The organism is Pseudoalteromonas sp. 2CM41L (assembly GCF_023161905.1).
GTDB classification, from domain to species: Bacteria; Pseudomonadota; Gammaproteobacteria; order Enterobacterales; family Alteromonadaceae; genus Pseudoalteromonas; species Pseudoalteromonas atlantica.
Genome location: NZ_JALNTN010000004.1, coordinates 192,927 through 218,445, shown reverse-complemented (window position 1 = coordinate 218,445; position 25,519 = coordinate 192,927). Strand labels below are relative to the sequence as shown.

Below are 25,519 nucleotides of genomic sequence, written 5' to 3'. Positions count from 1 at the left end.
TAAAATAGTAAGGTTGGCCTGTGGTGTATAGACGCCCTCCATCGCGTTTTGGACTAAATTCTTTAAGTGTAAAGCTGTCGTTGCTTATATCTGCAATTTGTTTAATTGCCGGTGTGTGCGCTGCCGCGCTGATGCTTAAATCTGAAGAAAAACAATTAGTTTTCGAAGAGCATGAAGTACTTAAAAGCTCCACCGAATTACTTATCAGGCAATTTGACGCACTAATCAAAACAAAATCAGCCGTTGCCAAACAGGCTAATAATGTTGTGTCAGAGCAGCTATTTAGTGATAGTTCAGCAATCAATTTATCTAACAAAACCCAGTTACAATTTAATAGCGACGGCACTATACGCAGTGCATCGAGCGACGGCCTTTCAGCCGCATTTCTTCCTCAGCAGCATTATTCTCCTTTTTATAAGCGTTTATTTAATAACTCAGAGTCGTTATGGAAAGTCATTTCACCAACCTTAATTCACGACTTTTTTAATTTTTATATGATCACCAAAGATGATTTCATCCGTGTCTCGCCTCCCAATTGGGCGTTAAACGCACCGGCTGAACTCAGAGGCTCTAATGGTGCAACATTTAAGTATGTACAAAGCGATTTAAACCCCAGCAGAGAACCTGTTTGGTCTAAGGTTTATTACGATAAAGTGTGGCATAAATGGGTTATTAGTTTGCTTGTCCCCTTGTATGTTGATAATGAATTTTTAGGGGTGACCGGCAGTGATATAGATTTAAACACGCTGATTTCATTTTTACCTGTGGGCGATAAAGAAAAACATTTACTGGTATTTGATAAAAAAGGCCAGCTGCTTGCGCACCCGAGTCTTAACCCGGCGCTACAAGCAAGTTATGGCAGCAAAGATAAAACAATAACAACAAACGAATTTGTAAATCCGCAATTGCAAGCCATTATAAATGAAGCAATTACCATGAAATTACCAGAGTATGCTAATTCGTTTGTACAAAACGATGAAGCACACATTATTAATATTCGTAAAATTGATAAACTAGACTGGTATATTGGGGTTTATAAAAAACGCTCATCAACGCTCTCTGCTCTGCAAGATTTAAAACTGAAGTTTTTTGGCTTGTTTGTGCTTTATGCGGTCTTGGTTGCCTTATTGTTACACCAAGCGCTGTATCAATTAGTGCTTCGCAGAATTCATACATTAGTACATGCGGTTACTGGCTTTGGTAAAGGGCAATTACTAACCGAATTTCCGCCAGAGAACAAAGACGAAATAGGCACGCTAAACGGCTCATTTAGAGATATGACCGTAGAAATTCGTAAGCTTATAGATGGGTTAAACCAGCGAATTACAGAAAAAGAAATTGCCGAGAAAGCCGCTAATAGGCTCTCTAAAGCCGTTGCCTTCTCAGGAACCGGTGTGGTGATCACCGATGAAAACTTTGTTATAGAATACGTTAATCCCAAAATGCTGGAGATGACAGGCTACCCGGAGAGCCACTTTAACCGCGCGCCGCTGTTGAATATTATCGCATCTGAGATGGCCATTTTGGTTGAAGATATCAATATCGACCTTCGCAGTAGAAACTACTGGCGTGGTGATACCTTGATTCAGGGCAATGATAAACAGCCTATTTGGGTATCGTTAAGTGTTTCTCCTATTCGCGAAGACGGCGGTGAGATCACCAGTTATGTAGCCTCCGCACAAGATATTTCGTTTGTTAAAGAAAGCCAGCGCAAAATGGAGCAGCTTGCGTACTTTGACACGTTAACGGGCTTAGCAAACCGAACATTTTTTAGAATGCAGCTGCGTAAATCAATGGCTTTGGCTGAGCGCGGCCATTATGCGTTTGCACTTTTTTACTTTGATTTAGATGAATTTAAACGCATTAACGATACGTTAGGCCACGATGCAGGCGATCAGTTACTAATTGAAGTTGCTAACCGCCTTAAAGCACGCTTACGCGCCGAAGATACAATTGCCCGCCTAGGGGGCGACGAATTTGCTGTATTACTCAGTGGTATTGAAAGCCAAGAGCATGCCAGTGATGTCGCAAATACTATTCAAAAAACACTTAATGTGCCTATAAAGCTTGGCAATAACGAAGTAATAGTCAGTGCTAGTATTGGTATTACAATGGCCCCTTACGATAGCCTTGAAGAAGATCAGCTTTTAAAACATGCTGATTTAGCAATGTATGAGGCAAAAGCCAAAGGGCGTAATACTTACCACTTTTATAGCCAAGAGCTGAACGCGGCTGCCAATGAAAGGCTGTTCATTGAAAACGAATTACGCCATGCGATTAAAGAAAAACAGTTTGAGGTTTATTATCAGCCGCAAATAAACTCATTAACTCAGCACGTTGTAGGCTATGAAGCGCTACTACGCTGGTTCCACCCAGTAGAAGGGCTTATATCGCCGACCAAGTTTATTCCTATTGCTGAGGCAACAGGGCTCATTGTGGAACTCGGTGAGTGGGTATTACAGCAATCGTGCGAGTTTGCCGTGCGTTTAGCGCAAGATGGACGAGATAACAACGTATCTATTAATTTATCGGCACGTCAGTTTAAAGACGCTAATTTAGTGCCCATGCTCAGCAGTATTATAAAACAAACAGGGGTAAGTGCTAAGCGGTTACACTTGGAGCTTACCGAAAGTATGCTAATGGGCAATGTTGAAGCTGCCATTACGCAATTACACGAACTAAAAGCACTGGGTATTTCAATATCGATTGATGATTTTGGTACTGGCTATTCGTCGCTAAGTTACTTAAAACGATTCCCGGTCGACATATTAAAAATTGACCGCTCGTTTGTAAAAGATATCCCTGCAGATTCTAATGACATGGAAATTACCGCCGCTATTATAGCCATGGCGCAAAAGCTTAAATTAGACGTAGTTGCAGAAGGGGTTGAAACGATTGAACAAGTAGAGTTTTTGCAAAATAATAATTGTTATATTGTGCAAGGGTTTTATTACAGCAAACCGATTGCTGAGAGCGACCTGCCAGCGTTATACAAAAAATTAAACGATACGCCTAACATTGTTAGTAGCAAATAAAAGATTGCGGGTTTAGCCACCCGCAATTTTTACTTTAAATTTAAGGGTTTCTAAAATCCCTTTTAGTTTTTCGCGATCATCGCCTTGAACTTCAATAATGCCTTCTTTTACCGCGCCACCTTGGCCCATTTTACTTTTTATGGTTTTAGCTAGCTTTTTTAGATCGTGCGCTTTTGGATCTATACCCACAACCAACATCACCCCTTTACCTTTTCGGCCCTTAGTTTGGCGCTCTATGCGGATAAAGCCATCTTTAAATAGTTTTGCAGTGGGTTCTTGCTCAACCTTTGGCTGGCTAATTCGGCCCATATCGGTTGAATATACTAAGCGGTTATCACTCATAATTTACCTAAATAAACGTTTTTATTGATGTATTAAATAATAACAAATTTGCTGGCGAGTGTTTTTATTTTTGCTAAATACTTTTAACAGGTTATATTTAGGTCAAAGGAAATATTATTGGAGTTTATAATGAGTTTAACAAAGAGTTTATCGGTTGATGAAAGTACTTTAACGATACAAATTAAAGGCAAATTTGACTTTAATTTAGTGCAATCATTTCGCCAAGCCTATGCCCAAATTGAGCCTAAAACAAATAAAGTGATTATCGATTTAAGAGAGACCGACTACATGGATAGCTCTGCTCTTGGTATGTTGCTTAACATGAAAAAAACCATTGAAAGCCAGGTACAAACAATAGAGATCAGTAATTGTCAGCCTCAGCTTAAAAAAATACTGCAAATATCACGTTTTGATAAGAAGTTTGATATTAACTAATGACCCACGTACTTATTGTTGACGATCAGGCGCTTAATCGCATCCTGCTCGAAAAAATGCTGCTCGAAGAAAACTATAAAATATCAATTGCCTTTAACGGCCTAGAAGCACTTGAGGTGTTAGAAAAAGAAGCGATTGATATTGTTCTACTCGATGTACTTATGCCGGTAATGGATGGCTTTGAAGCTGCAAAGCTGATTAAGCAGCGATACAACGACGTTTATCTACCCATTATTTTTATTACTTCGCTTGAAGATCAAAGCAGCTTTGAGCGTTGTTTAGAAGTAGGCGGGGATGACTTTATTCAAAAGCCGTTTGAAAAAGTAATTTTAAACGCAAAAATTAAAGCGCACAGTCGTACGCGCGAATTAAGTAAAAAAGCCCATCAACAAAACACCTTACTTGAGTATCATCGCAATCAAATAGAGCGCGAGCACGAAATAATTGAGCACATTTTTAATAACTCGCTCGAAAACCAAGATAAGTTTAAAGACCATTTAGACTTTAGCCTTTCTCCTGCTTCTATGTTTAACGGTGACATGTTTTTAGTCGCGCAAAGCCCAATAGGCAATTTATATTGCATGTTGGGTGATTTTACCGGGCATGGGTTAGCGGCCGCGATTGGAGCATTACCTGCATCACGGGTGTTTTACACTATGGTGCAAAAAGGCATGGCTGTTAACGATATCGCCTCTGAGATCAATATATTACTGCATAATTTACTGCCAGAGCACATGTTCTGCGCGGCGACTATTATTGAACTCAGTGCCTCGGGCAAAAGTATTTCAGCATGGCTTGGTGGCTTACCAGATGCGTACTTAATAAATACCGATGGTGAAGTAAAGCAAACGCTTGAGTCGCAACATATGGCGCTGGGGATTTTAGACCGCGATGAATTTGAATATGAGCTAATTAATTTAGAAGTTGATAAAAACACCCGCTTGGTGCTTTCAACCGATGGCATAATAGAAACTAACAACGACGCGGATATTTTTTATGGTGAGCAGCGCTTTTTAGCAGCACTTAAAAGCAAGCCGATGATCAGCAGTCAGCGTGTTATAGATAATGTAAATACCTTTGCCAATGGCAGTGAGCAATTAGACGACTTAAGCTTAGTGCTGCTTAATTGTTTGCCGCTAACCCCAGAGCCTGAGGCCAAAGAGGCGTATTCTAATTTGGCATTTAACTTTTCACTTAGCTTGAACGCGCAGCAAATTAAATGCACAGACCCTGTGTATGATGTTGTTAATGTATTAAGCAGTGTTGAGGGGCTTAGGTCGCATCGCTCAAATATATTTTTATTGCTTTCTGAGGCGTATAACAATGCACTTGATCACGGCGTGTTAGGTCTTGATTCAGACATAAAAAAACAAGACGATGGCTTTTTTAAATACTATGAATTAAGAGAGCAAGCACTGAGTAAAATGAAAGAGGCGATGATTATTATTGATATGCGTTATTGCCCAGATACCTTGTGCTTGTACTTTATTATTTGTGACTCGGGTAGGGGGTTCTCAAGTGACTCTTCTACACGCACCGAACTCAACGCAGAGTTTGGCCGTGGCTTATCGTTACTCGAAGAAGTGGCAGAAAAAGTCACGTATAACGCAAGTGGTAACCAAGTCGAAATGTGTTACAAGTTGCTATAGCTCAGAAAAAATTTCCATGTTATTATCTAGAAAATTTTAGATGTATGGATGGCCAAATGATTTCTTCTTACCTTGATATTGCGCAATTAGATATAGACCCACAATTAATTGCCAAAGAGCTAGAGCAGCTAGAACAGTATATTGCTGCAAGCGCGCTGCCGTCTGTACGTTGGGAATATCAAATTCCTGAACTCGGTGAAGGCGGTGCGTGTAGTTTGTTTGGTTATTTACAAGATGAGCCATTTAAACTTACTGATCATGTGAGCACGACTTCACAAAACGAGCAAAAACTAGCAAACCTACAAAATATAGTTAATTACATAGAGCAGCAAACACAGGTCGATTGGTATGGTATTTATCAAGCGGTTGACACTGCTCAGGGTCCGCAATTATTAAAGCTGGCGTATCAAGGTGCGCCAAGCCGTCCACTGTTTCCTCTTACTGAAGCATTTGCAGCAGGCAGCAATAATGTACAAGTTGCATTGTCTAAGCGCGGGCGTGTAATTAACGACGTAGAAAACTATTTAGCACAAGGTGGCGAGTACTATACGTGCGACCCTAAAGTGAAAGCTGAAACCTGTTTACCCTTATTTAATGAGCAACATGAATGCGTCGGTATTATAGATGCAGAGGCATTTAGTAACGACTTTTTTGATAGCCGTACACTGGCTGTATTAGTTGCGTGCTGCATTAAAATTCCTCACTTTCTAGTGTAAATATCACTAGCCAATAAGGTAAGCTTTTATGTTAAGCTTACTACAACAGCCAACCCCTAATTAATGATAAGAGATAGCTAATGTTCTCAGAATTAAAACCATTACCAACAGATCCTATTCTTGGCCTTATGGCAGCCTATAAACAAGATACAAACCCTAACAAGATTGATTTAGGTGTAGGTGTCTATAAAGATGAGCAAGGCAACACACCGGTATTAAAAGCGGTAAAAAAAGCTGAAGCATTTCGTTTAGAAAACGAAACAAGCAAATCTTACATTGGTTTAGCGGGTAACTTAGACTACTGTCAAAAAATGGAAAACCTATTACTAGGTGAGCACCAAGCACTTTTAGCAAACCGCGTACGTACTGCACAAGCACCAGGTGGTACAGGTGCACTTCGCGTTGCGGCTGAATTTGTTAAGCGTTGCAATAAAGACGCAACAGTCTGGGTAACAACGCCAACATGGGCAAACCACATTAGCTTGTTTGAAGCTGCTGGCTTAAACGTTAAAGAATACCCGTACTACGATTACGAAAACAAAGATCTATTGTTCGACGACATGATAAACACCCTTAAGCAAGTACCAAAAGGGGATATTGTGCTACTTCATGCTTGTTGTCATAACCCAAGTGGTATGGACTTAAACGAGACACAGTGGAACACAGTTGCTCAGCTTGCAAAAGAAGTTGGCTTTACACCACTTATTGATATTGCTTACCAAGGCTTTGGCTCGTCACTTGAAGAAGATGCACGTGGACTGCGCATTTTAGCTGATGCAGTAGAAGAGCTAATTATTTGTTCATCATGTTCTAAAAACTTTGGTTTATACCGTGAGCGTATTGGTGCGTGTTCAATTATTGCAAAAGACACTGCAACCGCTGATATTTCAAATTCAGTGCTATTAAGCGTTGTTCGTAGTATTTACTCAATGCCTCCAGCGCACGGTGCTGACATTGTAAACACTATTTTAAGCAGCACAGAGCTTACACAAATGTGGCACAGTGAGCTTGATGAAATGCGTAATCGTATTAATGGTTTACGTAGCTTAATTAAAGAAAGCTTAGCAGCAAAAGAGATAGAGCAAGACTTTTCGTTTATTGAACGTCAACACGGTATGTTTTCTTTCTTAGGTATTAATAAAGAGCAAATTGCGCGCCTACAAAAAGAATACGGTATTTACATTGTTGGTTCTAGCCGCGTAAATGTAGCGGGTATTAGTGATACTAACATTGAGTATTTCGCAAACGCCGTTGCTGACGTTTGTAAATAACGCTTTTACTTAGCAGTAATAAAAAACCGCCCAGCCTAAACTTTAGGCTGGGCGGTTTTTTTTAGCTGTTATTTATACCAATTAGCTAATACCAATCCGCAATAATACTTAATCAATTTACGGGGCTAAACGTGTCGCTACCTGCGTTAAAAAGCTCTCATTTAGAACACCTAAATAGCGAATTTTTTGCCGAGCTATCAACACGTTTATCCACCCTCAAAGTAGATCACTTAATTAGGCGAATTGGTATAACTATAATTACAGCACTATTCGCTATCGATTAAGTCTTCTACGCCTACAATCAGCCATGGAGCATCTGAGGTGGTAGCACGCTCAAGGTGCCAAATCTCTAAAATAGGCTCTTCTTTTTTATCGTCTAAGTCGCGGTATTTGCCTTTAAATTGCACACTTACTTGCCACGAATTTGCTGTTGTTTCAGCGCGCACAAGCTCGGCATCAATAAACATCACCTCAGTTGCTACCCGTTCAATCGCTTCGCGCTCAGTTTTAAACTCTTGAGCTAACGATGGGCTTAAATACTCAGCCATCGTGGCGTAATCGGCATTATTCCACGCAGTTTGCATAGTGTGATAGTGGCTACGTGCGCCTTGTAAAAAGCCATTTACGTCAAAATTAGGGGGTAAATTGAAAGGTACTTGCTCAGTGTGTGCGCTTTGCTGGGTAAAACCACTGCTGGTAGGTTGCTCTGTGGCTGCTTGCTTAAAAGCAGTGTGCCCCGTAGCGTGTGTACCGGCTAATTGCGGGGAGTGGCGAGCGCGCATAAACCCCGTAATAAGTTTAAACAAAATAAAGGCAACGCCTGCTAATAAAATAATTTCTAATAGCTGCATGCCCTCAAAGTTATCTCCTAGCATAGCGGCAATTAAACCGCCGGCTAACAATCCGCCTAATACGCCGGCCATAATGCCTTTTTTACTGCTTTTTGTCTTAGCTGCAGGTGCTGTGGTATCGGCTTTTTGCTTTTGTGTGGTTTGTTGTGTTGCTGGGGTTGTACCGCGTTTACTACTACCAAACTTTTTGCGTGCGTGTGCATCAAAACTTGCTGTACACAGTAGTGCAAGTAATGAAAATATAACGATGATGTTCTTCATGTAATTCCCTAAGTTAAACTGAGCGGTGAGTATAATTAACTTTTCAGTAAAAATTAATAATTACATTTAAAATCAATTGTTTTGGATGAAAAATGAGCGCTGAATAGGCACAAAAAAACCGCTCAGTGTTACTCAGCGGTTTTTAGTCGTTAAGCGCTAGTTACAGCCAGCGAATGGCATTGGTAACCCGCTCGTTGTACACATTAATTGGCGCGCCGGAATTAGCCACTAAAATAGTATCGGCTTTATCGCCTCGATTAATATGACCTGCAAAGCGCGCATCATGAAAATCATCTTCGCCAAACCCAAACGACTTATTCTCAGAAGGAACAATAAAGACCGTCATTGGGCCAAAGTCCGACTCAAAAATTAAGTGCAGACCTTTTTCACCTTTAAAGTCGCAAAACATCGCATAAGTAATTTTACCTGGCAGCTCTTCTATATGAGCGCCTAGCAGTGCAAGCTTATCGTTAACGCTTTGTAGGCTAATAGCATTGGTTTTTTCAAGGGCGGTAATCTCATGGTAAACATGGGTTAAAGCATGTTCGCCTGCTTCATGGGCAATGTGTTGCTCTGTGCTAAAAAAGAATGCGCCAATAGCTACAAAAAAAGACGCGGCTAGGGCTAAGTGAACACGGTCAAACTTAAAACGTGAGCGTGCATCTACAACGTTATCCCCAGTTGCTTGCTCTTCTTGCATTGCTTTTTCTTTTAACGAGGTGTTTAAAAGAATACGCTCAGCAAGGTTGTCAGGCACAGGCACATCTAACGCATCTTGAATTTGTTTATCAAAGTCTTTCATATCGCTTATAAAGTTTTGTCGCTCAGAGCTCTCTTTAGCAAACTCTAAAAGCTCCTTATCTAAATCGTTTGGCTGCGCAATAGTGCGTCGACGAAACTCAAGTTCATCCATTATTTTGATGCCCCTTTAAGTTGTTCATCATCACGGCTTAAAGCCTCTTTAAGTTGGTTTCTGGCACGGTATAAACGAGTCATAACCGTGTTTTTATTTAAATCGAGAATCTCTGCTATTTCTTCACCAGAGCACCCCATAACAACTTGCAGAAGTAAGGGTTCTCTGTATTCATCAGATAGCAGCGCAATTTGGCGTTGGATAACCGTTTGCTCCATTTCATCATCTAACGAATGGCTGGTTTCATCGACAAGTGTATCGTTTTCTACATCGCTGTAGTCAAACTGCTTGCGCTCAAAGCGACGTGCATTTTCTCTACGCAAAATAGTCAGCAGCCACGGCTTGGCGGCTTTTTGATCCAATAATGAGTCAAGCGAGCGCCAAGCACGTAAAAACGTTTCTTGTACTAGGTCATCTGCAATATGTGGGTCACGGCATAACCAATAAGCAAAGCGATAAAGCTCCTTATTATATACATGGACCAAGGCTTCATAGCGCTTTTGTTTCTCTGCCATATCAACTAAGACCTGATTATTTGATTTTTTCTTTCCAAGCATAAGTACTTTTTTAATTAAAATTTATTATTTAATGCATGAAAAGACCTAAATTTATCAAACTAGTTAATAAAGGTCTTTTAATACAGCTTGTTGCGACTTTGTACGTTGAACTTGGTGCTGCTCAATTATGTTAATAATAGCATTAAGATCGACATCTGCACTGCTATTTGCATAAAGAGCTGACTGTAAACGGTTAACCTGCGTCGCCAGTTCATCATTATTGATGTTGTGTATTAACGTATCTATCGCAGCCACTTTTTTGCCCATAAGCTTAATCGCTACCGCATTTAGTTCGCTATAAAATGCATTGAGATTATTTGATTTAGCTGCATTTTTGAGCGCGTTTAATGAAAGCGGTGGGGCTTTATTTACAGATACACTGTTATTTTTTGGCTCATTATTAGTAGAACGGCTTAACCAATAAAAAATTGCAGTGATTATCCAAAAAATATACCCAAGCACAGCAACAATAATTAACCAAAGCGGAATAACACTTTGCGGCGCGGCTATTGCTGTATTGGGCTGCTGTGTATCACTTATTTTATTAGCAGGCAAAGTTGGCTCACCTGTATTAAGGTTGTCGTTTGCAATAGCACCTGGGTTTATAGCATTGGCGCTAGGAGTTACCGTTATAGTGCGCTCAGGCAATGTAGCGTAACTAATGCGGTTTATTTTGGTGTTATACCAAGGCAGTGTTATTTCTGGGAGGGTGTAGGTGCCCGCTTTTTGTGGTAATAACGCAAATGACGCTGTTTGCTGAGATACAACCCGTCCGTTTCTTACGGCATTGTTTGTTTCTACATCATCGGGGTAACTGCGAATTCCCGTAATGGTTTTCATATCAATTTCGGGTAGTTGCTCTTTAGTAACCCCTAATGCGGTTAAGGTAATAGTGCGTGTAATAGGCGTGCCAACTTCCACTGTATTTTCATCAGGCTGCCACTGCTCATCAATATTAACTAACTCACTGGGTAGCCATGCGCCTTTATAGTTTGCTGGTATAGGTTTTATCTCAAGTTGCTGATCATCCCCTAAAGCCGACACCTCTAATTGGCGGTAATTTTGCTGTACACGGCCTTGAAACGTAGGACCAACAATGGTGTATACACCACTTTTTTGCGGTTGTAGTAAGTATTCTCGGGTGATCACTAAATAACGTTTACCATCTACAAGCTCATAGCTTTCGGTTTGTTTACCTAATTGAGTAAGCTGTGCATCTTGCATACTGGGCGTACTTAGGCTGCCATCAAGCAGCTCTTTTGCTAGGTAGAGTTTAATCGTATATACGCCAGCTTCTTGAACAAACAACGAGTCACTTGAGAGCGATGTTTTTAAAAAAATATCGTTATTTTTATCAGCATCGGCAGCGCGCTTTGCCACTTTTAATTTTATTGGCTGCGAGCTTAAACCGGCGACGTTAAAAGCCGGAATGGTGTATTCACCTTCATTACGGGTCATTAACTTAACAGACCAGGTTGTTTGCTTGTTAATGCTGCCATTTATAATGTTGGTGCGTGTACTTAAACTTGTTGGCCCAACTACAAAGTCTTTAAGTAACACCGAGGTGTCGGGTTGCTCGCTTTTTATTGTGTCGTCAACTGAAATGTTAAGCATAAAAAATTCGCCAGCAAGGACTGGGTTTTTATCTACACTTGCCTCTAATTTGGTGGCGGCCCATGATGGCATCGCACTTAATAGCAATAAACAGCAAAATAATCGCATTACCATGATTTTTCTACTCCTGTAGGGCGACGTTGATATTGTCTTTTTTGGGCTTCTAATTGCATTTTATTCCGTAATAAAATTGCCGGATCGTCCGGTACTTTTCTTAATAACTGGTTAAGCTGCTGGGCTTTTTCTTTCTCTTCGTTGGTGAGCTCACGCGTTTGTGCTTGCGCGGCTTGTTGTTGAGCGTTTTGCTTTTGCTCATCTGTTAACGTTTGCTGCTGCGCTGTTTGCGGCTGAGTATTTTCAGCCTGTTCTTCGTTTGTTTGCTCAGGCTGTTTTTGCTCTTGGTTAGTTTGCGGCTGAGTTTGTAGTTTTGGCTCATTTTGTTTATCTGATTGTGAACCCGACTCAGCACTTTGTTGGTCTTGCTCAGTGTCAGACTCATCACCGGGCTCACCTTGCTGCTCTTGTGATTGCTCGCCTTGACTTTGCTCTGATTGAGAATCGCTATTTTCACCTTGTTGGTTTTGATCTGATTGCTGATTGTTTTGTTGCTCACTTTGATCAGATTGTTGCTGATTATCTTGCGAATCACCCTCTTGCTGTTGCTGCTGTTGCTCGAGCAACTGCTCAACCAAAGCTTGGTTATCAGCGGCTTCGCTAAAGTTAGGTTGTAGCGTTTGTGCTTGTTTGTAAGCATCTATGGCTTGTTCTAGCTGTCCTGATTTGGCAAGCGCGTTGGCATAGTTATAAAAACCAGTGGCTGATTTATCTTTACTAAAGGCTTCTAGTGCGGCATCAAAATTACCTTGTTGATACAATGCAGACCCTTTTAAGCTGCTTGAGTCGGCATTGGCGGCCCGTTCAAAATCTTTATTTTTATAAGCATCTAGCGCTTGCTGATCAGTGTTTTTTAAAAAAGAGGGGAGCTCTAATGCACTTGCCTGTTGGGTTGGCAAAACGCTGAGTACTAAAAAGGCACCTATAAATGCTGCACTTCTAAATAAATAAAGGCCTAAGGGCAGTAAAATAAGTAACCCATATATACCTGCGTCTATGCGCCACAGGGCATGGCTTTGTTTTTCATCTTTTAATAACTCACTGTTGGCACTTGGTGCAAAAGTGGCTATGTCACTGCTGCTTGGTTGGTAAAGGGCAAACTTTCCTCCACTGCGCGTCGCTAGGCTTTTTAAGCGGCTTATGTTAATGGTGGGAATAACTATTTGACCGTAGCTGTCTTTTAAAAAACCGCCTTCAGGTAATTTAATAGGAGCGCCTTGCTCTGTGCCTACGCCATAAATATTTAGCCGATAAGAAGAATTACTGGTAAAGCTAGTAATATCGCTTTGCTCTTCTTGGTCTATGCCATCGGTGACTAATATTATATCGCCATCAATATAGCCTGCTTGCGTTAAAAGCTCTTTTGCCATATCAAGGCCAGCTAAAACATTAGAGCCTTTGTCGGGCATAATGTCGGGGCTTAAACTCGGAATTAAATTAGTAAGCGTAGTGGCATCATTTGTAAGTGGCGAAATAGTAAATGCACTGCCGGCATAAGCAACTAAAGCGGTGTCGCCTTCTTTAAATAGCTCAATCATATCGAGTGCTTTAAAGCGTGATTGCATTAAACGATTTGGTGCTATATCGGTACTGTACATTGAGTACGACATATCCATTACAATCACACGGGCACTTTTACTTTGAAATACAGGAACCTGTTTTTCTTCAAAGCTAGGGCCTGCACTAAAAATAATAGCTAAACAGCAAAATACAGCGACCAGCCAAAGTGGTTGGCTGGCTTTAGTGTTTGACTCGTTCATAATAAACGGCGCCAAATGAGGGGCAATTAGGTTATCTGCGCTTTGTTTTTTATGCTTAATAAAGGCTATAAAAAACAACGCAAGTGCAGGTATTAAAAGCCACAAAACAGCGGGACGAATAAATGTAAAGTCCATTAGTTAGGCTCCTTTAATGCACGTAAGGTGCTTAACATTACTTTTAAACTAATGAGTAAAATAGCAATAAGTAGTGGGTAGTAAAACAATGAGCTTTGCGGGCGAAATGTTTGCTCATCTGCGCTAATTGGCTCTAATTTATCAAGCTCTGCGTAAATTTGCTGAAGGCCAGCTACATCTTTGGCTCTAAAATATAACCCACCGGTTTGTTCGGCAATGTCTTTTAACAAGCTTTCATCTAAGCTGCCCCCACTCATACCACCCATATTAAATAGGCTAAATCCACGGGGGTTATCTGAGCCAACACCTATGGTATATACTTTTATGCCTTCCTCGCGGGCAAGGAGTAGGGCATCTTCAGGTTTTAAATTACCTGCGGTGTTTTGGCCATCGGTTAATAGCACCACAATACGGTTACTTTTATCTTTGTTGGCAAAACGCTTTACCGATAAACCTAGCGCATCGCCAATAGCAGTGGCACGCCCAACTAAGCCTATTTGAGACTCGCTGAGCATTTTACTTACGGTTTTGACATCGCGAGTCAGTGGCGTTTGTAAAAATGCGGTGTCGCCAAATAATATCAGGCCTAACCTGTCACCTTGGCGCTGCTCTATAAAGTCACTCAATACCGCCTTTACCATAGTGAGGCGGTCAACATATTGGCCGTTGTAAGCCATGTCTTGTTCGGTCATTGAGCCAGATAAATCGACCGCAAGCATTATATCGCGCCCTTCATTAGGTAATGAAATGGGGTCGTCTAACCATGTCGGGTTGGCTGCAGCAGTGACCAGTAATAGCCAAAGTAGCCATTCAAAAATAGTTAGTCTACGTGCGCTTTTTTCAAGGCTTTGGCTGGCTAAGTTATGTTTGGCAAAGCTTGGAATACGTAACCGGGTATGTGCGTTACTGGCAGCAGGTTTTAATAATAAAAGTAATAAGGGCAGAGGTAGTAATAAAAACAACCATGGCCAGCTAAATTCAAACATGTACTGGCTCCTTTAGTTTAAATTGCTTTATGCCTTGGCGTAATTTTTCGTTAAGCGCGTCATTGGTTTGCTGCGCATTATACAGGCTTAAAAGCTCATGCTCGGTAAAGCTTAAACCGGTTAAGGTATTAAGTGTGTTACACCAGTTAGCTGTTGATTGCGTTGCTAGGCGTTTATCGTAATACTCTATTACTAGGCGCTTTAAAATAATATGAAGTGTTTGCGCGCTTTGCTCGTTGTGGCTTAAATCGATTGCGTAGCGCTTAGGCTTTTTAAATTTATAATTTTTGTAAAACCAAAAAGCAGCTGCACACAGTGCTATAAACAACAGGGTAATAATAACCCACCAAGCAGGGGCGAGTGGCCACCAACTAACTTGGCTTGGCGCTATTATATCGTGCAGGCCATCGAGTGGATTGGTTTGCATGGTTATTTTCTCACTAATTGCAGCTCAAGCGGGCTGGCTGCATTGAATGATATTAAGTTAAGACCCGATTTAGTTAAGCGATTTAGACGTGTGCTAAATGCTTGCTCGGCGTTTTTTGCAAAGCGTTCTCTAAAGCTTTTATCCATAAGCGGTAGCGCAAAATCTTGGCCGTTGGCATTAACAGTGACAGCGTTTTTAAACGCGGGGAGCGTATGTTCAAACGGATCACTTATATGACAGCCTATCAGCTCACAGTGGCGGCTTAATATTTCTAATTGTTTAAAGCTTGCATCATCTAAGGCATTAAAGTCAGAGACTAAATACACTAAGCTGCCAGGTTTAGCTAAGTGGTTAAGGCGTTTTAAATTATCGCTAAAGTTATTGGTTACTTGTTTATCTATATTGTTAAGTGCTTGCTGGTGGCTGTCGCATAGATTATGACACAGCTTTAATACCGCTTTTTCGCGGGCGCTGGGCTTTAGTTCTAAATGCGAGTGTTCATTAAACACAATACCGCCAATTCTATCTCCGCGTTGACACGCCGACCACGCAACTAGCGCGCTAATGTGCGCAGCCTGTACCGACTTAAGCAGCAGCTTTGAGCCAAATAGCATAGAGTTTGAAAAATCAGTAAATACAAAAACTGGGCGCTCTTTTTCTTCTTGAAAAAGCTTTGTATGGGTTTCGCCGGTACGCGCTGTTACTCGCCAGTCAATAGAGCGAATGTCATCACCTTGCTGGTAATGACGCACTTCGGCAAACTCCATGCCTCGGCCTTTATGGGGCGCAAGGTATTGCCCAGTTAAACTGTTTTTAATTTTAACTTTTGGTGCCAGCTCTAATAACTGTGCTTTAGCTTTGTAATACAGCAGCTCTTTTAGCGCTAAATTTACACCGTGGCTGTGGCTTTCTTTTAGCCACGCCTTTGAGTCTAATTGTGTTTGCATAACTTAGGGTACGGCTACAAGTTCAACAATACGGCTTATAACCTGATCTTTAGTAATGCCATCAGCCTGTGCTTCGTAGCTTAAAATAATACGATGGCGCAATACATTATGTACAACGGCTTGAATGTCATCGGGTGCTACAAAATCGCGGCCGTTTAACCAAGCATGGGCACGGGCACATTTATCAAGTGCAATGGTAGCACGCGGGCTTGCGCCAAACTCAATCCAACGGCCAAGTTGCTCATCAAACTTAGCTCCTTCACGAGTGGCAATAATAAGCTGTACTAAATATTGCTCAAGCGGCTCGGCTAAATACAAGCCTAAAATAGCTTGGCGAGCGGCAAATAAATCGCTTTGGGTAATTTGTTGCATAACCGCTTGTTGTTCATTAAGTGCTTCACCACGGGTTAATCGGAGTATATCTAGCTCGTGCTCTGCACCTGGGTAATCAATGCTTAAATGTAATAAAAAGCGGTCTAATTGTGCCTCTGGCAGCGGGTAAGTCCCTTCTTGCTCCAGCGGGTTTTGGGTAGCCATTACCATAAATAAATCGCTTAGCGGGTAGGTGTTTTTGCCTACCGTTACTTGGCGCTCTGCCATGGCTTCTAGTAGTGCTGATTGTACTTTTGCTGGGGCACGGTTTATTTCATCGGCTAAAATAAGGTTATGAAATAAAGGGCCTTTCTCAAACACAAACTCGCTGGTTTGTTGGCGGTAAATATCGGTGCCAGTTACATCGGCAGGTAATAAGTCGGGCGTAAACTGTACGCGCTGGAACGAGCCTTCAATACCTTTAGCAAGGGCGTTAACAGCACGGGTTTTTGCAAGCCCTGGCGGGCCTTCTACTAATAGATGGCCATCAGCTAAAATGGCAATAAGGAGTGCTTGAGTAAGCTCTGGCTGGCCAATAATTTGTGTATCTAAGTACGTTTTTAATTGTTTGAATGCGTTAGCTGCCATAATAAATAGACTTCCTCGTCAGCTGGATTTGTACCTAATTTATTTTAGGTGATTAATACTGACCTAGTTATAAGGTTTATAAGTGAGTAACTCAAGAGTTAGACTGTATTTTTAAAAATAGTTCGTTATTTTTTAACGGTTTTTAGCGTACCACAAAACTTTGTAAAAACGCGTAAAAAAGCCTATTGTGGTAGTCAATATTAAGCACTATGTATATATCTACCTTTAGTGCTTTTGTATAAATTTGTGTTTATCTATTGGCTTTAGCACACGGGTTGTTTAGAATCGAGGAAAACAAACAGGTCAGACCTGTCAGCGGGAGAGCATAAATGTCTGAGCAAAACATACTAAAAACACCAAAAGGCGACCGTATTGCCATCGTTAGCGGCTTACGTACTCCTTTTGCAAAACAAGCAACAGCGTTTCACCATGTACCAGCCCTTGATATGGGTAAGTTGGTGGTTAACGAAATGCTTGAACGATTAAATTTCGACAAGTCAGAAATCGATCAACTTGTATTTGGTCAAGTAGTTCAAATGCCAGAAGCGCCAAATATTGCACGTGAAATTGTTTTAGGTACGGGTATGCCAGTAGGCGTAGACGCGTATTCAGTATCGCGCGCGTGTGCTACCAGCTTTCAGGCCATTGCTAATGTAGCTGAGTCTATTATGGCAGGCTCTGTAAATGTAGGTATTGCCGGTGGCGCCGACTCATCTTCAGTATTACCTATTGGCGTAAGTAAAAAATTGGCAGGTAGCTTAGTTGATTTAAACAAAGCACGTACCTTAGGCCAGCGTTTACAAATATTCTCAAAACTGCGTTTAAAAGATTTATTACCAGTACCGCCTGCGGTTGCTGAGTACTCAACAGGCCTTTCAATGGGGCAAACTGCTGAGCAAATGGCTAAAACACATAATATAAGCCGTGAAGATCAAGATGCACTAGCGCATCGCTCGCATTCACTTGCAACCCAAGCATGGGCCGATGGCAAGTTAAAAGATGAAGTAATGACGGCGCACTTACCGCCATATAAAAGCTTTATTGAAGAAGATAATAACATTCGTAAAAATTCTACAGTTGAAGGCTACGCTAAGCTTAAGCCGGTATTTGACCGCCAACATGGCTCGGTTACTGCTGCAAATGCAACACCATTAACCGATGGTGCAGCTGCCGTTCTGATGATGAGCGAAAGCAAGGCAAAAGCACTAGGCTACGAAATTTTAGGTTATGTACGTAGCTTTGCGTTTTCGGCAATTGGTGTAGAAAAAGACATGCTAATGGGCCCAGCGCATTCAACGCCTATCGCACTTGATAGAGCAGGAATTACACTTGCTGATTTAGATTTAATTGAAATGCACGAAGCCTTTGCATCGCAAACACTTGCCAATATGAAAATGTTTGCATCAGATAAGTTTGCGCAAGAGCAACTTGGTCGTAGCAAAGCAATTGGCGAAATTAACATGGATAAGTTTAACGTTAATGGCGGCTCACTGGCATATGGTCACCCATTTGCAGCAACCGGTGCTCGTTTAATTACGCAAAGCTTACACGAGCTTAAACGTCGTGGTGGCGGTTTAGCATTAACAACAGCGTGTGCTGCTGGTGGTTTAGGTGCAGCCTTTGTATTGGAGAGCGCGTAATGACAGATTCAGTATTTAATTTAACGGTAGATGAAAACAAAATTGCCGTAGTAACCATTGATGTGCCGGGTGAGAAAATGAACACCCTGCGCGACTCATTCGCTGATGACTTAAAAGCTTTACTTGAAGCGGCTAAGCAAGAGTCAGTAAAGGGGATGGTATTTATAAGTGGTAAAAGCGATAACTTTATCGCGGGCGCTGATGTAAAAATGCTTGATAGCGTGCAAAAGCGTGAAGATGCGTTAGCAATTAGTGAACTTTGTCATCAAGCCTTTTTTGATATGACAAAACTACCTTATACAACAGTAAGTGCAATACATGGTGCTGCGCTTGGTGGTGGTTTAGAGTTTGCTTTAGCGTGTGATTACCGCGTAGGCACAGATAGCGATATGACTAAAGTAGGCCTGCCTGAAGTACAACTTGGTTTATTACCAGGTGGCGGTGGTACGCAGCGTTTAACTAAAATTGTAGGCATTCAAAAAGCACTTGAATGGATGCTAACAGGCAAGCAGATTCGCCCTAAGCAAGCTAAAAAAGCAGGCGTATTAGATGATGTAGTACCACAGAGCGTATTACTAAAAGTCGCTAAAGAATTTGCCGCTAAGAAAAAGCCAGCAGATAAAGAGCCAAAGCTTGATAAAGTAAGCAAATTATTAGAGTCAAACCCGTTTGGCCGCAACTTTATCTTTAAAAAAGCCAAAGAAAACGTCCTTAAAAAAACCGGCGGACATTATCCTGCACCGCTTGCGATTATTAAAGCTGTGCGTGCAAGTGTAGAGCTTGATAAATTAAAAGCATACAAAACAGAAGCTGAAAGCTTTGCAACACTTGTAATGAGTGATGAATCTAAAGCGCTTCGCGGTATTTTCTTTGCAACCACTGAAATGAAAAAAGAGTGGCGCAACGACGATGCGCCAGCAATCAGTAAAACAGCTGTTTTAGGTGGCGGCCTAATGGGTGCTGGTATTGCGCATGTAAGCGCAGTAAAAGCCAAAGTACCTGTACGTATTAAAGATGTAGCAGAGCAGGGCATTAGTAATGCTATGAACTACACCTACAAAATTTTAGATAAGCGCCTTAAACGCCGCATTATGTCTAAAGCTGATATGCAGTTAACAATGAACCGTATTACCGGTACTACCGACTACAGTGGCTTTAAACACATTGATTTAGTAGTAGAAGCTGTTTTTGAAGATTTAGCCTTAAAGCAAGGTATGGTTGCCGATATAGAGCAGCAATGCCAAAGCAATACTATTTTTGCAAGTAACACGTCATCACTGCCTATTTCACAAATTGCAGCACAGGCACAGCGCCCTGAAAACGTGATAGGCCTGCATTACTTCTCGCCAGTTGAAAAAATGCCATTAGTGGAGATTATTCCGCACGAAGGGACTTCACAAGAGACTATAGCGCGCGTAGTTAACTTTGCACGTAAGCAAGGTAAAACGCCCATTGTGGTAAAAGACATGGCAGGCTTTTACGTAAACCGTATTTTAGCGCCTTATGTAAATGAAGCAGCTAATTTAATGCTTGCCGGTGAGCCAATTGAAAAAATTGATGCAGCCCTTGTAGAGTTTGGTTTCCCAGTTGGGCCGCTTGCTTTACTTGATGAAGTAGGGATTGATATAGGCTCTAAAATAGCCCCAATTCTTGAAAAAGAATTAGGCGAGCGTTTTAAAGCGCCAGATGCATTTTCTCGTATGATTGATTCAAAACGCCTAGGCCGTAAAACGGGTCGTGGTTTTTATGAGTACGATAAAAAGAGCAAAAAAGTTGACGAGTCAGTGTATGAGCTATTAGGTGTAACCCCTGCACCGCGTTTAAATAAAAGCGAAATTGCTAAGCGCTGTGTATCACAAATGCTTAACGAAGCCGTGCGTTGTTTAGACGATGGCATTATTGCCAGCCCACGTGATGGCGACATTGGCGCTATATTTGGTATTGGCTTCCCACCGTTTTTAGGTGGACCGTTTAGCTATATGGATAAATTGGGCGCCAGCAAGGTTAGCTCTGAAATGTCTACATTAGCTAATAGCAATGCAAATTTTGCCCCATGCGACACGTTAGTAAGTATGGCTGAATCAGGCGCTAAGTTTTATCAAGCGCAGCCTGCTGTAGATGAGCCAAGCCCAGCACCTGTTGCTGAACAAGCAATAGAAGCAGAGCCTGCTGATGAGCAACCTCAAGAAGAGAGCGTTGACTCACCAAAGCAAGACTCGTAAAACAGCTTGATTAAAAAAAACCGCATTATATGCGGTTTTTTTATATCTGCTATTTGTAAATATAGAATACTAGGACGCAATAATACCAACCCGCAATAATACTTAATCATTCTGCGGGGCTAAACGTGTCGCTACCTGTGTTAAAAACGTGCATTTATAAAACCTAAATTGCCAGTTTTTATTTAGTTATCGACAGGTTTTTACCCTCAAATAAGACTTATAATTAAGTGGCTTGCTATAAAGTATGTTAGCTTAATTTGCAGCTAAGTAGATAAGAGGTAAACCATCATGCAGTTGTTTACAGCACGATTGGCAATGCGCCCACTTCAAAGCAGTGATTGGCCATTATTTTTGCAGTTACATCAAAATCCTACCGTGATCCGTTATTGCTACGATATGCCCAGCGAAGCGTTTGTACGCAGCCGGTTTGAACAACGTTTAAAAAGTTGGGATAGCACTTCTACTCATCCACTTTGCCTTGTGGTATTTGATAAGCATTCAAATGAGCCCATGGGTGTAACGGGGTTTACATACGAACTTGAGCAAGCTGAGCTAGGCTATTTGTTTTTACCCGCGTATTTTAATCAAGGCTTTGCCAGTGAGTCATTGCGTGCTGTGATTGAGTGGGCATGGCAACACTGCGGTATTACACAGTTTAAAGCCGTGGTTACAAAGGGGAATATAGGGTCTGAAAAGGTATTACAAAAGTGTGGATTAACGTTAACTGGCATTAATACGCAAGCGCACACTATTAATAATACACGTTATGATGATTTGATATACACATTAAAATTGTAGCAAATAGGGCTAGCAAGCTAGCCCGTGATGGTGGTTTCTATAGATGTGCTTCAATTGCTTTACGGTCTTTTTCTGGCATATTCTCAACAACTAATTTGAACGAATTATCGATCATTCTTTCAATTTCGCCTTGTGGAATAGAGCCATCTAATATCACCGTATTCCAAAGCCGCTTGTTCATATGATAGCCAGGGATCACCGCAGGAAAAATATCACGCAATTTAAGTGCTTCATCGGGATCGCACTTTAAATTAAGCCACCAAATAGGATCTCCATCATCATTTACGTCTCCATCATTACCTAAGGCAAGGGTGGCAAACATTTTATGATTTACTTTATAAACATCAACCTCTTGAGCAAATGGTTTTGTCACTTGCACCAAGGGCTTCTTTACTAAATACTCATGTACTGTGTTTTGGTCCATGATCCAATCCTTGAAGTCATACTCGGTAGAGATACCATAGCAGTTTTTTTCGCTTTTGATTATAGGTATTTAGTTTTAAATTAAAAATTTGCAAGTCTATATCAAATGCAGCCCCAAATTAACGTATTTTTAGTTGAACAATACCCAGTTCGTGGTATGTTTCTGGCAATCAAAAAAATAATAGGAAAACCCCCATGCCAAAGGCGAGTGAAGTTAAAAAAGGAACCGCGATTGAGTTTAATAATCGCGTGTTGGTAGTTAAAGATATTGTACGTTCAGTACCGCAAGGTCGTGCAGGCGGAAGTTTGTACCGTATGCGTTTATACGATGTAGTAACAGGTGCAAAAGTAGACGAAACCTTCAAAGACAGCGACATGCTAACCCTAGCAGATTTAACTCGCCGCGAAGCAATGCTTTCTTACATTGATGGCGATGAATACGTGTTTATGGATAATGAAGACTACACGCCGTATAACTTAAACAAAGAGGCGATTGCAGAAGAAATTCAATTCGTTAACGAAGAAACGCAAGGCGTACACGTTATTGTGATTGATGGCTCGCCTGTAGGTTTAGATTTGCCATCAAGCGTAGAGCTGGTTGTTGAAGAAACAGACCCTTCAATCAAAGGCGCTTCTGCCAGTGCACGCTCTAAGCCTGCACGCCTGAGCACGGGCTTAACCATTTCGGTGCCTGAGCATATATCTACGGGCGACCGTATCCGTATTAATACGGTTGAGCACAAATTTATGGGTCGCGCTGAAAAGTAACCCAAGCTATACAAAAAAGCTGGCGCTATGCCGGCTTTTTTTATGGCTAAATTTTTCAACTAGGTAATAGTAATCTGCATCAATACTTAATTTATATGCACTGATAGCTAAAATGGCGAGTCATTGGCTTATTAAGCCTGCTGCTTTAAAAGTGTGTTATTTGCCGTTAAAATGCGCGGCTTTGCTTTTGAGCTCAGTTGGGGTGATGTTTGCTTTTCGTTTTTATTAATGCTCTATGTGCTTTGGCCATTTATGTTCAAGCGCTTATAAAAGGTATGCCAATTAAACGGTGGATTTTATTAGGGGCGCTAATAGGCCCTGGCGCATGGTGCTTATTTGGTTTGCATTACAGGCGTGCTTTTATACGCAACGTAGGAGCTGGTGCGTGTATATGGCGCCCGTAACATTACCTTATTTGCGCTAAATGTTTATTAGCACTAATAAGGCTTGGCGTAGAGTTGCTTTGTTGCTGTTTCAAAAAGGCCGTAAACTCATCTTTTGAAAGCGGTTTTGAATAGAAGTAACCTTGTACGGTTTCACAATTTAGCGTTTTGAGTATGTCAATTTGGCTTGCTTGCTCCACACCTTCAGCAACCACATGTAAATCGAGGTTTTGCGCAATCGTCACGATAGAGTCAACCATGTTGCGGCCACGTTCGGTTTTCATGTCATCAATAAATGCTTTGTCTACTTTTAAGGTATTCAGCGGAAATTGTTTTAAGTACGCTAAAGATGAATAACCTGTACCAAAATCGTCCATGGCTAAATGAATACCACGGGCACTTAGCGAGCGCATAATTGCAATGGCTTCTTGTGGGTCGTCCATTACCGTGCCTTCGGTAATTTCCAGCTCTAAAAAGTAAGAAGGTAGCTCGTTTTTTTGCAATATCACGTCAATACGGGTCGTTAAATCTGGCAAGCTAAACTGCTTAGCCGATAAGTTAACTGCAACGCGGCCGCTAAATAGCCCATCGTCTAGCCATTGTTTTACATCGCGACACGCTTTGTTTAAAACCACTTCACCAATTTCTATTATTTGCCCGGTTTCCTCTGCAATAGGAATAAATACACCGGGGCTAATAACGCCTTTTTTAGGGGTTATAAAGCGCACTAATGCTTCCATTCCGGTAAGTTTACCTGTGCGAATATTCATTTTTGGTTGGTAATACACTTCAAAATGGTTTTCTTTTAGACCAAAGCGCATTAGGTTTTCTATTTGTAAGCGTTTAACCGCTTGGCGGTTCATGGTGTCGTTAAAAAACAGGTAACTATTACCTTTCTTTTTAGCATGATACATGGCGGTATCTGCGTTTTTTAACAGCAGCTCTGGGGTACTGCCATCTTCAGGGAATAACACTATGCCTACGCTTGAGGTAATAGCGAGCTCGTGGCCTGCCATTTTAAATGGGGTCGCAATTGCAGCTAAAAATTGCTTTGCCATGCGAGTTATAACATGAATATCATTAGTATCTGCCATAACTAAGGCAAATTCATCACCCCCTAGGCGGTAAAAAACATCATTCTCACGGGTTAATTTATTTAATCGCATAGCCAGTTTTGCTAACAGGCTGTCGCCTAGCTGGTGGCCTAATGAATCATTAATCTTTTTAAAGTTATCTAAATCAAATACCAAAAGGGCATGGTGGGTATTTTGTTTTACTAGCTTTTGTAGGTCGGTAAAAAATAAATTTCTGTTAGGTAAACTGGTCGTACGGTCTCTATTTGATAAATTATGCAGTTGCGATTGTGCATTTTTACGTTCGGTTAAATCTGAATAAACCACTACATAGTTTGTTATTTGGTGTTGATCGTTTTTTATCTCATCAATAGAAATCTCTATTGGCAGTAACACTCGCTCACTATTGCGCAGTTTTACCTCTTGTTGAATTCGCTCCCGCTCTCGCACTATATTTTTAATGTTTTCTGTGTAGCTTTTATCGTAACCAGGTAAGTTAAAAGGCTTTTTGAGATATTGCTCTCTAACGCCACCAAAAAGCGTTAAAAAGCTGGGATTAATATCAACTAAGTTAAAGTTTTTATCATATATAGCAAGTGCATCAGTGAGTGATTCTACACACTTAGCAAATAAATTGAGGCGCTCTTGTGTTGATTTTAACACTGAAATATCGCGCACTGTGCCGGTCATTCTCAGTGGCGCTAAGTTGGCATCTTTTTCTATTATTTTTCCGCGGTCTAATACCCAGTGCCAGTGGCCAAAGGTGTCTTTAATACGGTAAGTGGCTTCAAAAAAAGCAGACTTTTGAGCAAAGTGTTTTTTTAATAAATGCTCTACTGAGGCAATATCGTGTGGGTGGATCAAGCTTTTATTTGGCGGAAAACCCATTAACGTTGTTGAATCCATCATGTATTTATCGTTAATACGAATAACTTCGCCAGTTTTTATATTCCAATCCCAAAGCGTATCGCCACTGCCTTCAACCGTGCTTTTTAAGCGTTTTTCCGAGAGGCTGTGCTGTAACCGAGAGCGCTTTAATTTATAAATTACAAATAATAGGTATGGCAAAGCCAGCGCAAGTAGGGCACTGGCAATAATTAAAACGGTGTTGGTATTTATATTAAAGGCGTGTTCAAAGGCAACCGCTGCGGGTGCTAGGCTTAGCAGCAACCAGTAAAAACCACATTTTATTGTTGTTATTTTTATCATTTGTTTTATTACTACTAATTAACAAATGAT

General features: G+C 41.1%; 21 protein-coding genes. 9 read left to right on the top strand and 12 right to left on the bottom strand.

Translation table 11 applies throughout. The features are described from left to right. Positions 1-20 precede the first annotated feature (20 nt). On the top strand, positions 21-3,035 hold the full coding sequence (locus MTF64_RS07795; protein WP_248451059.1) for an EAL domain-containing protein: 3,015 nt from the start codon (positions 21-23) through the stop codon (positions 3,033-3,035). A 12-nt stretch (positions 3,036-3,047) separates the two neighbouring features. Here MTF64_RS07795 and MTF64_RS07790 read toward each other — a convergent pair whose 3' ends face one another. Continuing rightward, the gene (locus MTF64_RS07790) at positions 3,048-3,377 is read right to left on the bottom strand and encodes a translation initiation factor (protein ID WP_024031864.1); all 330 of its coding nucleotides are present in this window, start codon (positions 3,375-3,377) and stop codon (positions 3,048-3,050) included. 129 nt (positions 3,378-3,506) lie between these two features. On the opposite strand from MTF64_RS07790, the gene MTF64_RS07785 reads away from it, so the two are divergent. The 4 genes from MTF64_RS07785 to MTF64_RS07770 all read left to right on the top strand — a co-directional run bounded on the left by MTF64_RS07785 (position 3,507) and on the right by MTF64_RS07770 (position 7,448). Continuing rightward, positions 3,507-3,812, top strand: coding sequence for an STAS domain-containing protein (locus MTF64_RS07785; RefSeq protein ID WP_004587319.1), 306 nt, complete (start codon positions 3,507-3,509; stop codon positions 3,810-3,812). Continuing rightward, positions 3,812-5,461, top strand: coding sequence for a fused response regulator/phosphatase (locus tag MTF64_RS07780; RefSeq protein ID WP_029773472.1), 1,650 nt, complete (start codon positions 3,812-3,814; stop codon positions 5,459-5,461). The genes MTF64_RS07785 and MTF64_RS07780 overlap by 1 nt, the downstream gene beginning before the upstream one ends. A gap of 56 nt (positions 5,462-5,517) precedes the next feature. Continuing rightward, complete coding sequence (locus MTF64_RS07775; RefSeq protein WP_248451058.1) at positions 5,518-6,177, top strand: GAF domain-containing protein; 660 nt, start codon at positions 5,518-5,520, stop codon at positions 6,175-6,177. 80 nt (positions 6,178-6,257) lie between these two features. Then, positions 6,258-7,448, top strand: coding sequence for an amino acid aminotransferase (locus MTF64_RS07770; RefSeq protein ID WP_004587316.1), 1,191 nt, complete (start codon positions 6,258-6,260; stop codon positions 7,446-7,448). 266 nt (positions 7,449-7,714) lie between these two features. Here MTF64_RS07770 and MTF64_RS07765 read toward each other — a convergent pair whose 3' ends face one another. The 9 genes from MTF64_RS07765 to MTF64_RS07725 form a co-directional block, all read right to left on the bottom strand. Beyond that, the gene (locus tag MTF64_RS07765) at positions 7,715-8,560 is read right to left on the bottom strand and encodes a Tim44-like domain-containing protein (protein WP_024031867.1); all 846 of its coding nucleotides are present in this window, start codon (positions 8,558-8,560) and stop codon (positions 7,715-7,717) included. A gap of 160 nt (positions 8,561-8,720) precedes the next feature. Beyond that, positions 8,721-9,473: a DUF3379 family protein gene (locus tag MTF64_RS07760; protein WP_054982184.1), complete on the bottom strand. Its 753-nt coding sequence runs from the start codon at positions 9,471-9,473 to the stop codon at positions 8,721-8,723. Further along, on the bottom strand, positions 9,473-10,030 hold the full coding sequence (locus MTF64_RS07755; protein ID WP_039972214.1) for a sigma-70 family RNA polymerase sigma factor: 558 nt from the start codon (positions 10,028-10,030) through the stop codon (positions 9,473-9,475). Before MTF64_RS07755 ends, MTF64_RS07760 begins: the two co-directional genes overlap by 1 nt. A 63-nt stretch (positions 10,031-10,093) precedes the next feature. Beyond that, positions 10,094-11,758 (bottom strand): BatD family protein, encoded by a 1,665-nt coding sequence (locus MTF64_RS07750; protein WP_248451057.1) that lies wholly within the window; start codon positions 11,756-11,758, stop codon positions 10,094-10,096. Beyond that, positions 11,752-13,653: a VWA domain-containing protein gene (locus MTF64_RS07745; RefSeq protein ID WP_248451056.1), complete on the bottom strand. Its 1,902-nt coding sequence runs from the start codon at positions 13,651-13,653 to the stop codon at positions 11,752-11,754. Before MTF64_RS07745 ends, MTF64_RS07750 begins: the two co-directional genes overlap by 7 nt. Beyond that, positions 13,653-14,639, bottom strand: a complete 987-nt coding sequence (locus tag MTF64_RS07740) for a VWA domain-containing protein (RefSeq protein ID WP_029773478.1) — start codon at positions 14,637-14,639, stop codon at positions 13,653-13,655. The genes MTF64_RS07745 and MTF64_RS07740 overlap by 1 nt, the downstream gene beginning before the upstream one ends. Beyond that, a complete protein-coding gene (locus MTF64_RS07735; protein WP_029773479.1) occupies positions 14,632-15,066 on the bottom strand; it encodes a DUF4381 domain-containing protein in 435 nt (144 codons plus the stop codon). Before MTF64_RS07735 ends, MTF64_RS07740 begins: the two co-directional genes overlap by 8 nt. A gap of 2 nt (positions 15,067-15,068) precedes the next feature. Then, positions 15,069-16,013, bottom strand: coding sequence for a DUF58 domain-containing protein (locus MTF64_RS07730; protein ID WP_248451055.1), 945 nt, complete (start codon positions 16,011-16,013; stop codon positions 15,069-15,071). A gap of 3 nt (positions 16,014-16,016) precedes the next feature. After that, positions 16,017-16,973 carry a MoxR family ATPase gene (locus tag MTF64_RS07725; RefSeq protein ID WP_096042037.1) on the bottom strand — a complete coding sequence of 319 codons (957 nt, stop codon included), beginning with the start codon at positions 16,971-16,973 and terminating at the stop codon, positions 16,017-16,019. A gap of 329 nt (positions 16,974-17,302) precedes the next feature. Here MTF64_RS07725 and fadI point away from each other — a divergent pair, with 329 nt between their 5' ends. From fadI to MTF64_RS07710, 3 genes are all read left to right on the top strand, one after another. Beyond that, positions 17,303-18,613 carry an acetyl-CoA C-acyltransferase FadI gene (gene fadI / locus MTF64_RS07720; RefSeq protein WP_024031879.1) on the top strand — a complete coding sequence of 437 codons (1,311 nt, stop codon included), beginning with the start codon at positions 17,303-17,305 and terminating at the stop codon, positions 18,611-18,613. Next, positions 18,613-20,835 carry a fatty acid oxidation complex subunit alpha FadJ gene (gene fadJ, locus MTF64_RS07715; RefSeq protein WP_248451054.1) on the top strand — a complete coding sequence of 741 codons (2,223 nt, stop codon included), beginning with the start codon at positions 18,613-18,615 and terminating at the stop codon, positions 20,833-20,835. Before fadI ends, fadJ begins: the two co-directional genes overlap by 1 nt. A 288-nt stretch (positions 20,836-21,123) precedes the next feature. Further along, positions 21,124-21,633, top strand: coding sequence for a GNAT family N-acetyltransferase (locus MTF64_RS07710; protein ID WP_096042035.1), 510 nt, complete (start codon positions 21,124-21,126; stop codon positions 21,631-21,633). Between the two features lie 37 nt (positions 21,634-21,670). Here MTF64_RS07710 and MTF64_RS07705 read toward each other — a convergent pair whose 3' ends face one another. Then, entirely contained in the window at positions 21,671-22,057 is a 387-nt protein-coding gene (locus MTF64_RS07705) for an MmcQ/YjbR family DNA-binding protein (RefSeq protein WP_004587303.1), read from the bottom strand. A gap of 194 nt (positions 22,058-22,251) precedes the next feature. On the opposite strand from MTF64_RS07705, the gene yeiP reads away from it, so the two are divergent. Further along, a complete protein-coding gene (gene yeiP, locus MTF64_RS07700) occupies positions 22,252-22,824 on the top strand; it encodes an elongation factor P-like protein YeiP (RefSeq protein ID WP_004587302.1) in 573 nt (190 codons plus the stop codon). A gap of 406 nt (positions 22,825-23,230) precedes the next feature. On the opposite strand, the gene MTF64_RS07690 is transcribed toward yeiP, so the two are convergent. After that, positions 23,231-25,489: an EAL domain-containing protein gene (locus MTF64_RS07690; RefSeq protein WP_024031884.1), complete on the bottom strand. Its 2,259-nt coding sequence runs from the start codon at positions 25,487-25,489 to the stop codon at positions 23,231-23,233. Positions 25,490-25,519 lie beyond the last annotated feature (30 nt).

Coding starts and splice junctions, on each gene's coding strand:
- MTF64_RS07780 (WP_029773472.1), top strand. CDS start 3,812: ATGACCCACGTACTTATTGTTGACGATCAGGCGCTTAATCGCATCCTG.
- MTF64_RS07785 (WP_004587319.1), top strand. CDS start 3,507: ATGAGTTTAACAAAGAGTTTATCGGTTGATGAAAGTACTTTAACGATA.
- MTF64_RS07765 (WP_024031867.1), bottom strand. CDS start 8,560: ATGAAGAACATCATCGTTATATTTTCATTACTTGCACTACTGTGTACA.
- MTF64_RS07705 (WP_004587303.1), bottom strand. CDS start 22,057: ATGGACCAAAACACAGTACATGAGTATTTAGTAAAGAAGCCCTTGGTG.
- fadI (WP_024031879.1), top strand. CDS start 17,303: ATGTCTGAGCAAAACATACTAAAAACACCAAAAGGCGACCGTATTGCC.
- MTF64_RS07730 (WP_248451055.1), bottom strand. CDS start 16,013: ATGCAAACACAATTAGACTCAAAGGCGTGGCTAAAAGAAAGCCACAGC.
- MTF64_RS07790 (WP_024031864.1), bottom strand. CDS start 3,377: ATGAGTGATAACCGCTTAGTATATTCAACCGATATGGGCCGAATTAGC.
- MTF64_RS07770 (WP_004587316.1), top strand. CDS start 6,258: ATGTTCTCAGAATTAAAACCATTACCAACAGATCCTATTCTTGGCCTT.
- MTF64_RS07775 (WP_248451058.1), top strand. CDS start 5,518: ATGATTTCTTCTTACCTTGATATTGCGCAATTAGATATAGACCCACAA.
- MTF64_RS07745 (WP_248451056.1), bottom strand. CDS start 13,653: ATGGACTTTACATTTATTCGTCCCGCTGTTTTGTGGCTTTTAATACCT.
- MTF64_RS07710 (WP_096042035.1), top strand. CDS start 21,124: ATGCAGTTGTTTACAGCACGATTGGCAATGCGCCCACTTCAAAGCAGT.
- MTF64_RS07740 (WP_029773478.1), bottom strand. CDS start 14,639: ATGTTTGAATTTAGCTGGCCATGGTTGTTTTTATTACTACCTCTGCCC.
- MTF64_RS07690 (WP_024031884.1), bottom strand. CDS start 25,489: ATGATAAAAATAACAACAATAAAATGTGGTTTTTACTGGTTGCTGCTA.
- MTF64_RS07735 (WP_029773479.1), bottom strand. CDS start 15,066: ATGCAAACCAATCCACTCGATGGCCTGCACGATATAATAGCGCCAAGC.
- MTF64_RS07725 (WP_096042037.1), bottom strand. CDS start 16,973: ATGGCAGCTAACGCATTCAAACAATTAAAAACGTACTTAGATACACAA.
- MTF64_RS07760 (WP_054982184.1), bottom strand. CDS start 9,473: ATGGATGAACTTGAGTTTCGTCGACGCACTATTGCGCAGCCAAACGAT.
- MTF64_RS07755 (WP_039972214.1), bottom strand. CDS start 10,030: ATGCTTGGAAAGAAAAAATCAAATAATCAGGTCTTAGTTGATATGGCA.
- fadJ (WP_248451054.1), top strand. CDS start 18,613: ATGACAGATTCAGTATTTAATTTAACGGTAGATGAAAACAAAATTGCC.
- MTF64_RS07750 (WP_248451057.1), bottom strand. CDS start 11,758: ATGGTAATGCGATTATTTTGCTGTTTATTGCTATTAAGTGCGATGCCA.
- yeiP (WP_004587302.1), top strand. CDS start 22,252: ATGCCAAAGGCGAGTGAAGTTAAAAAAGGAACCGCGATTGAGTTTAAT.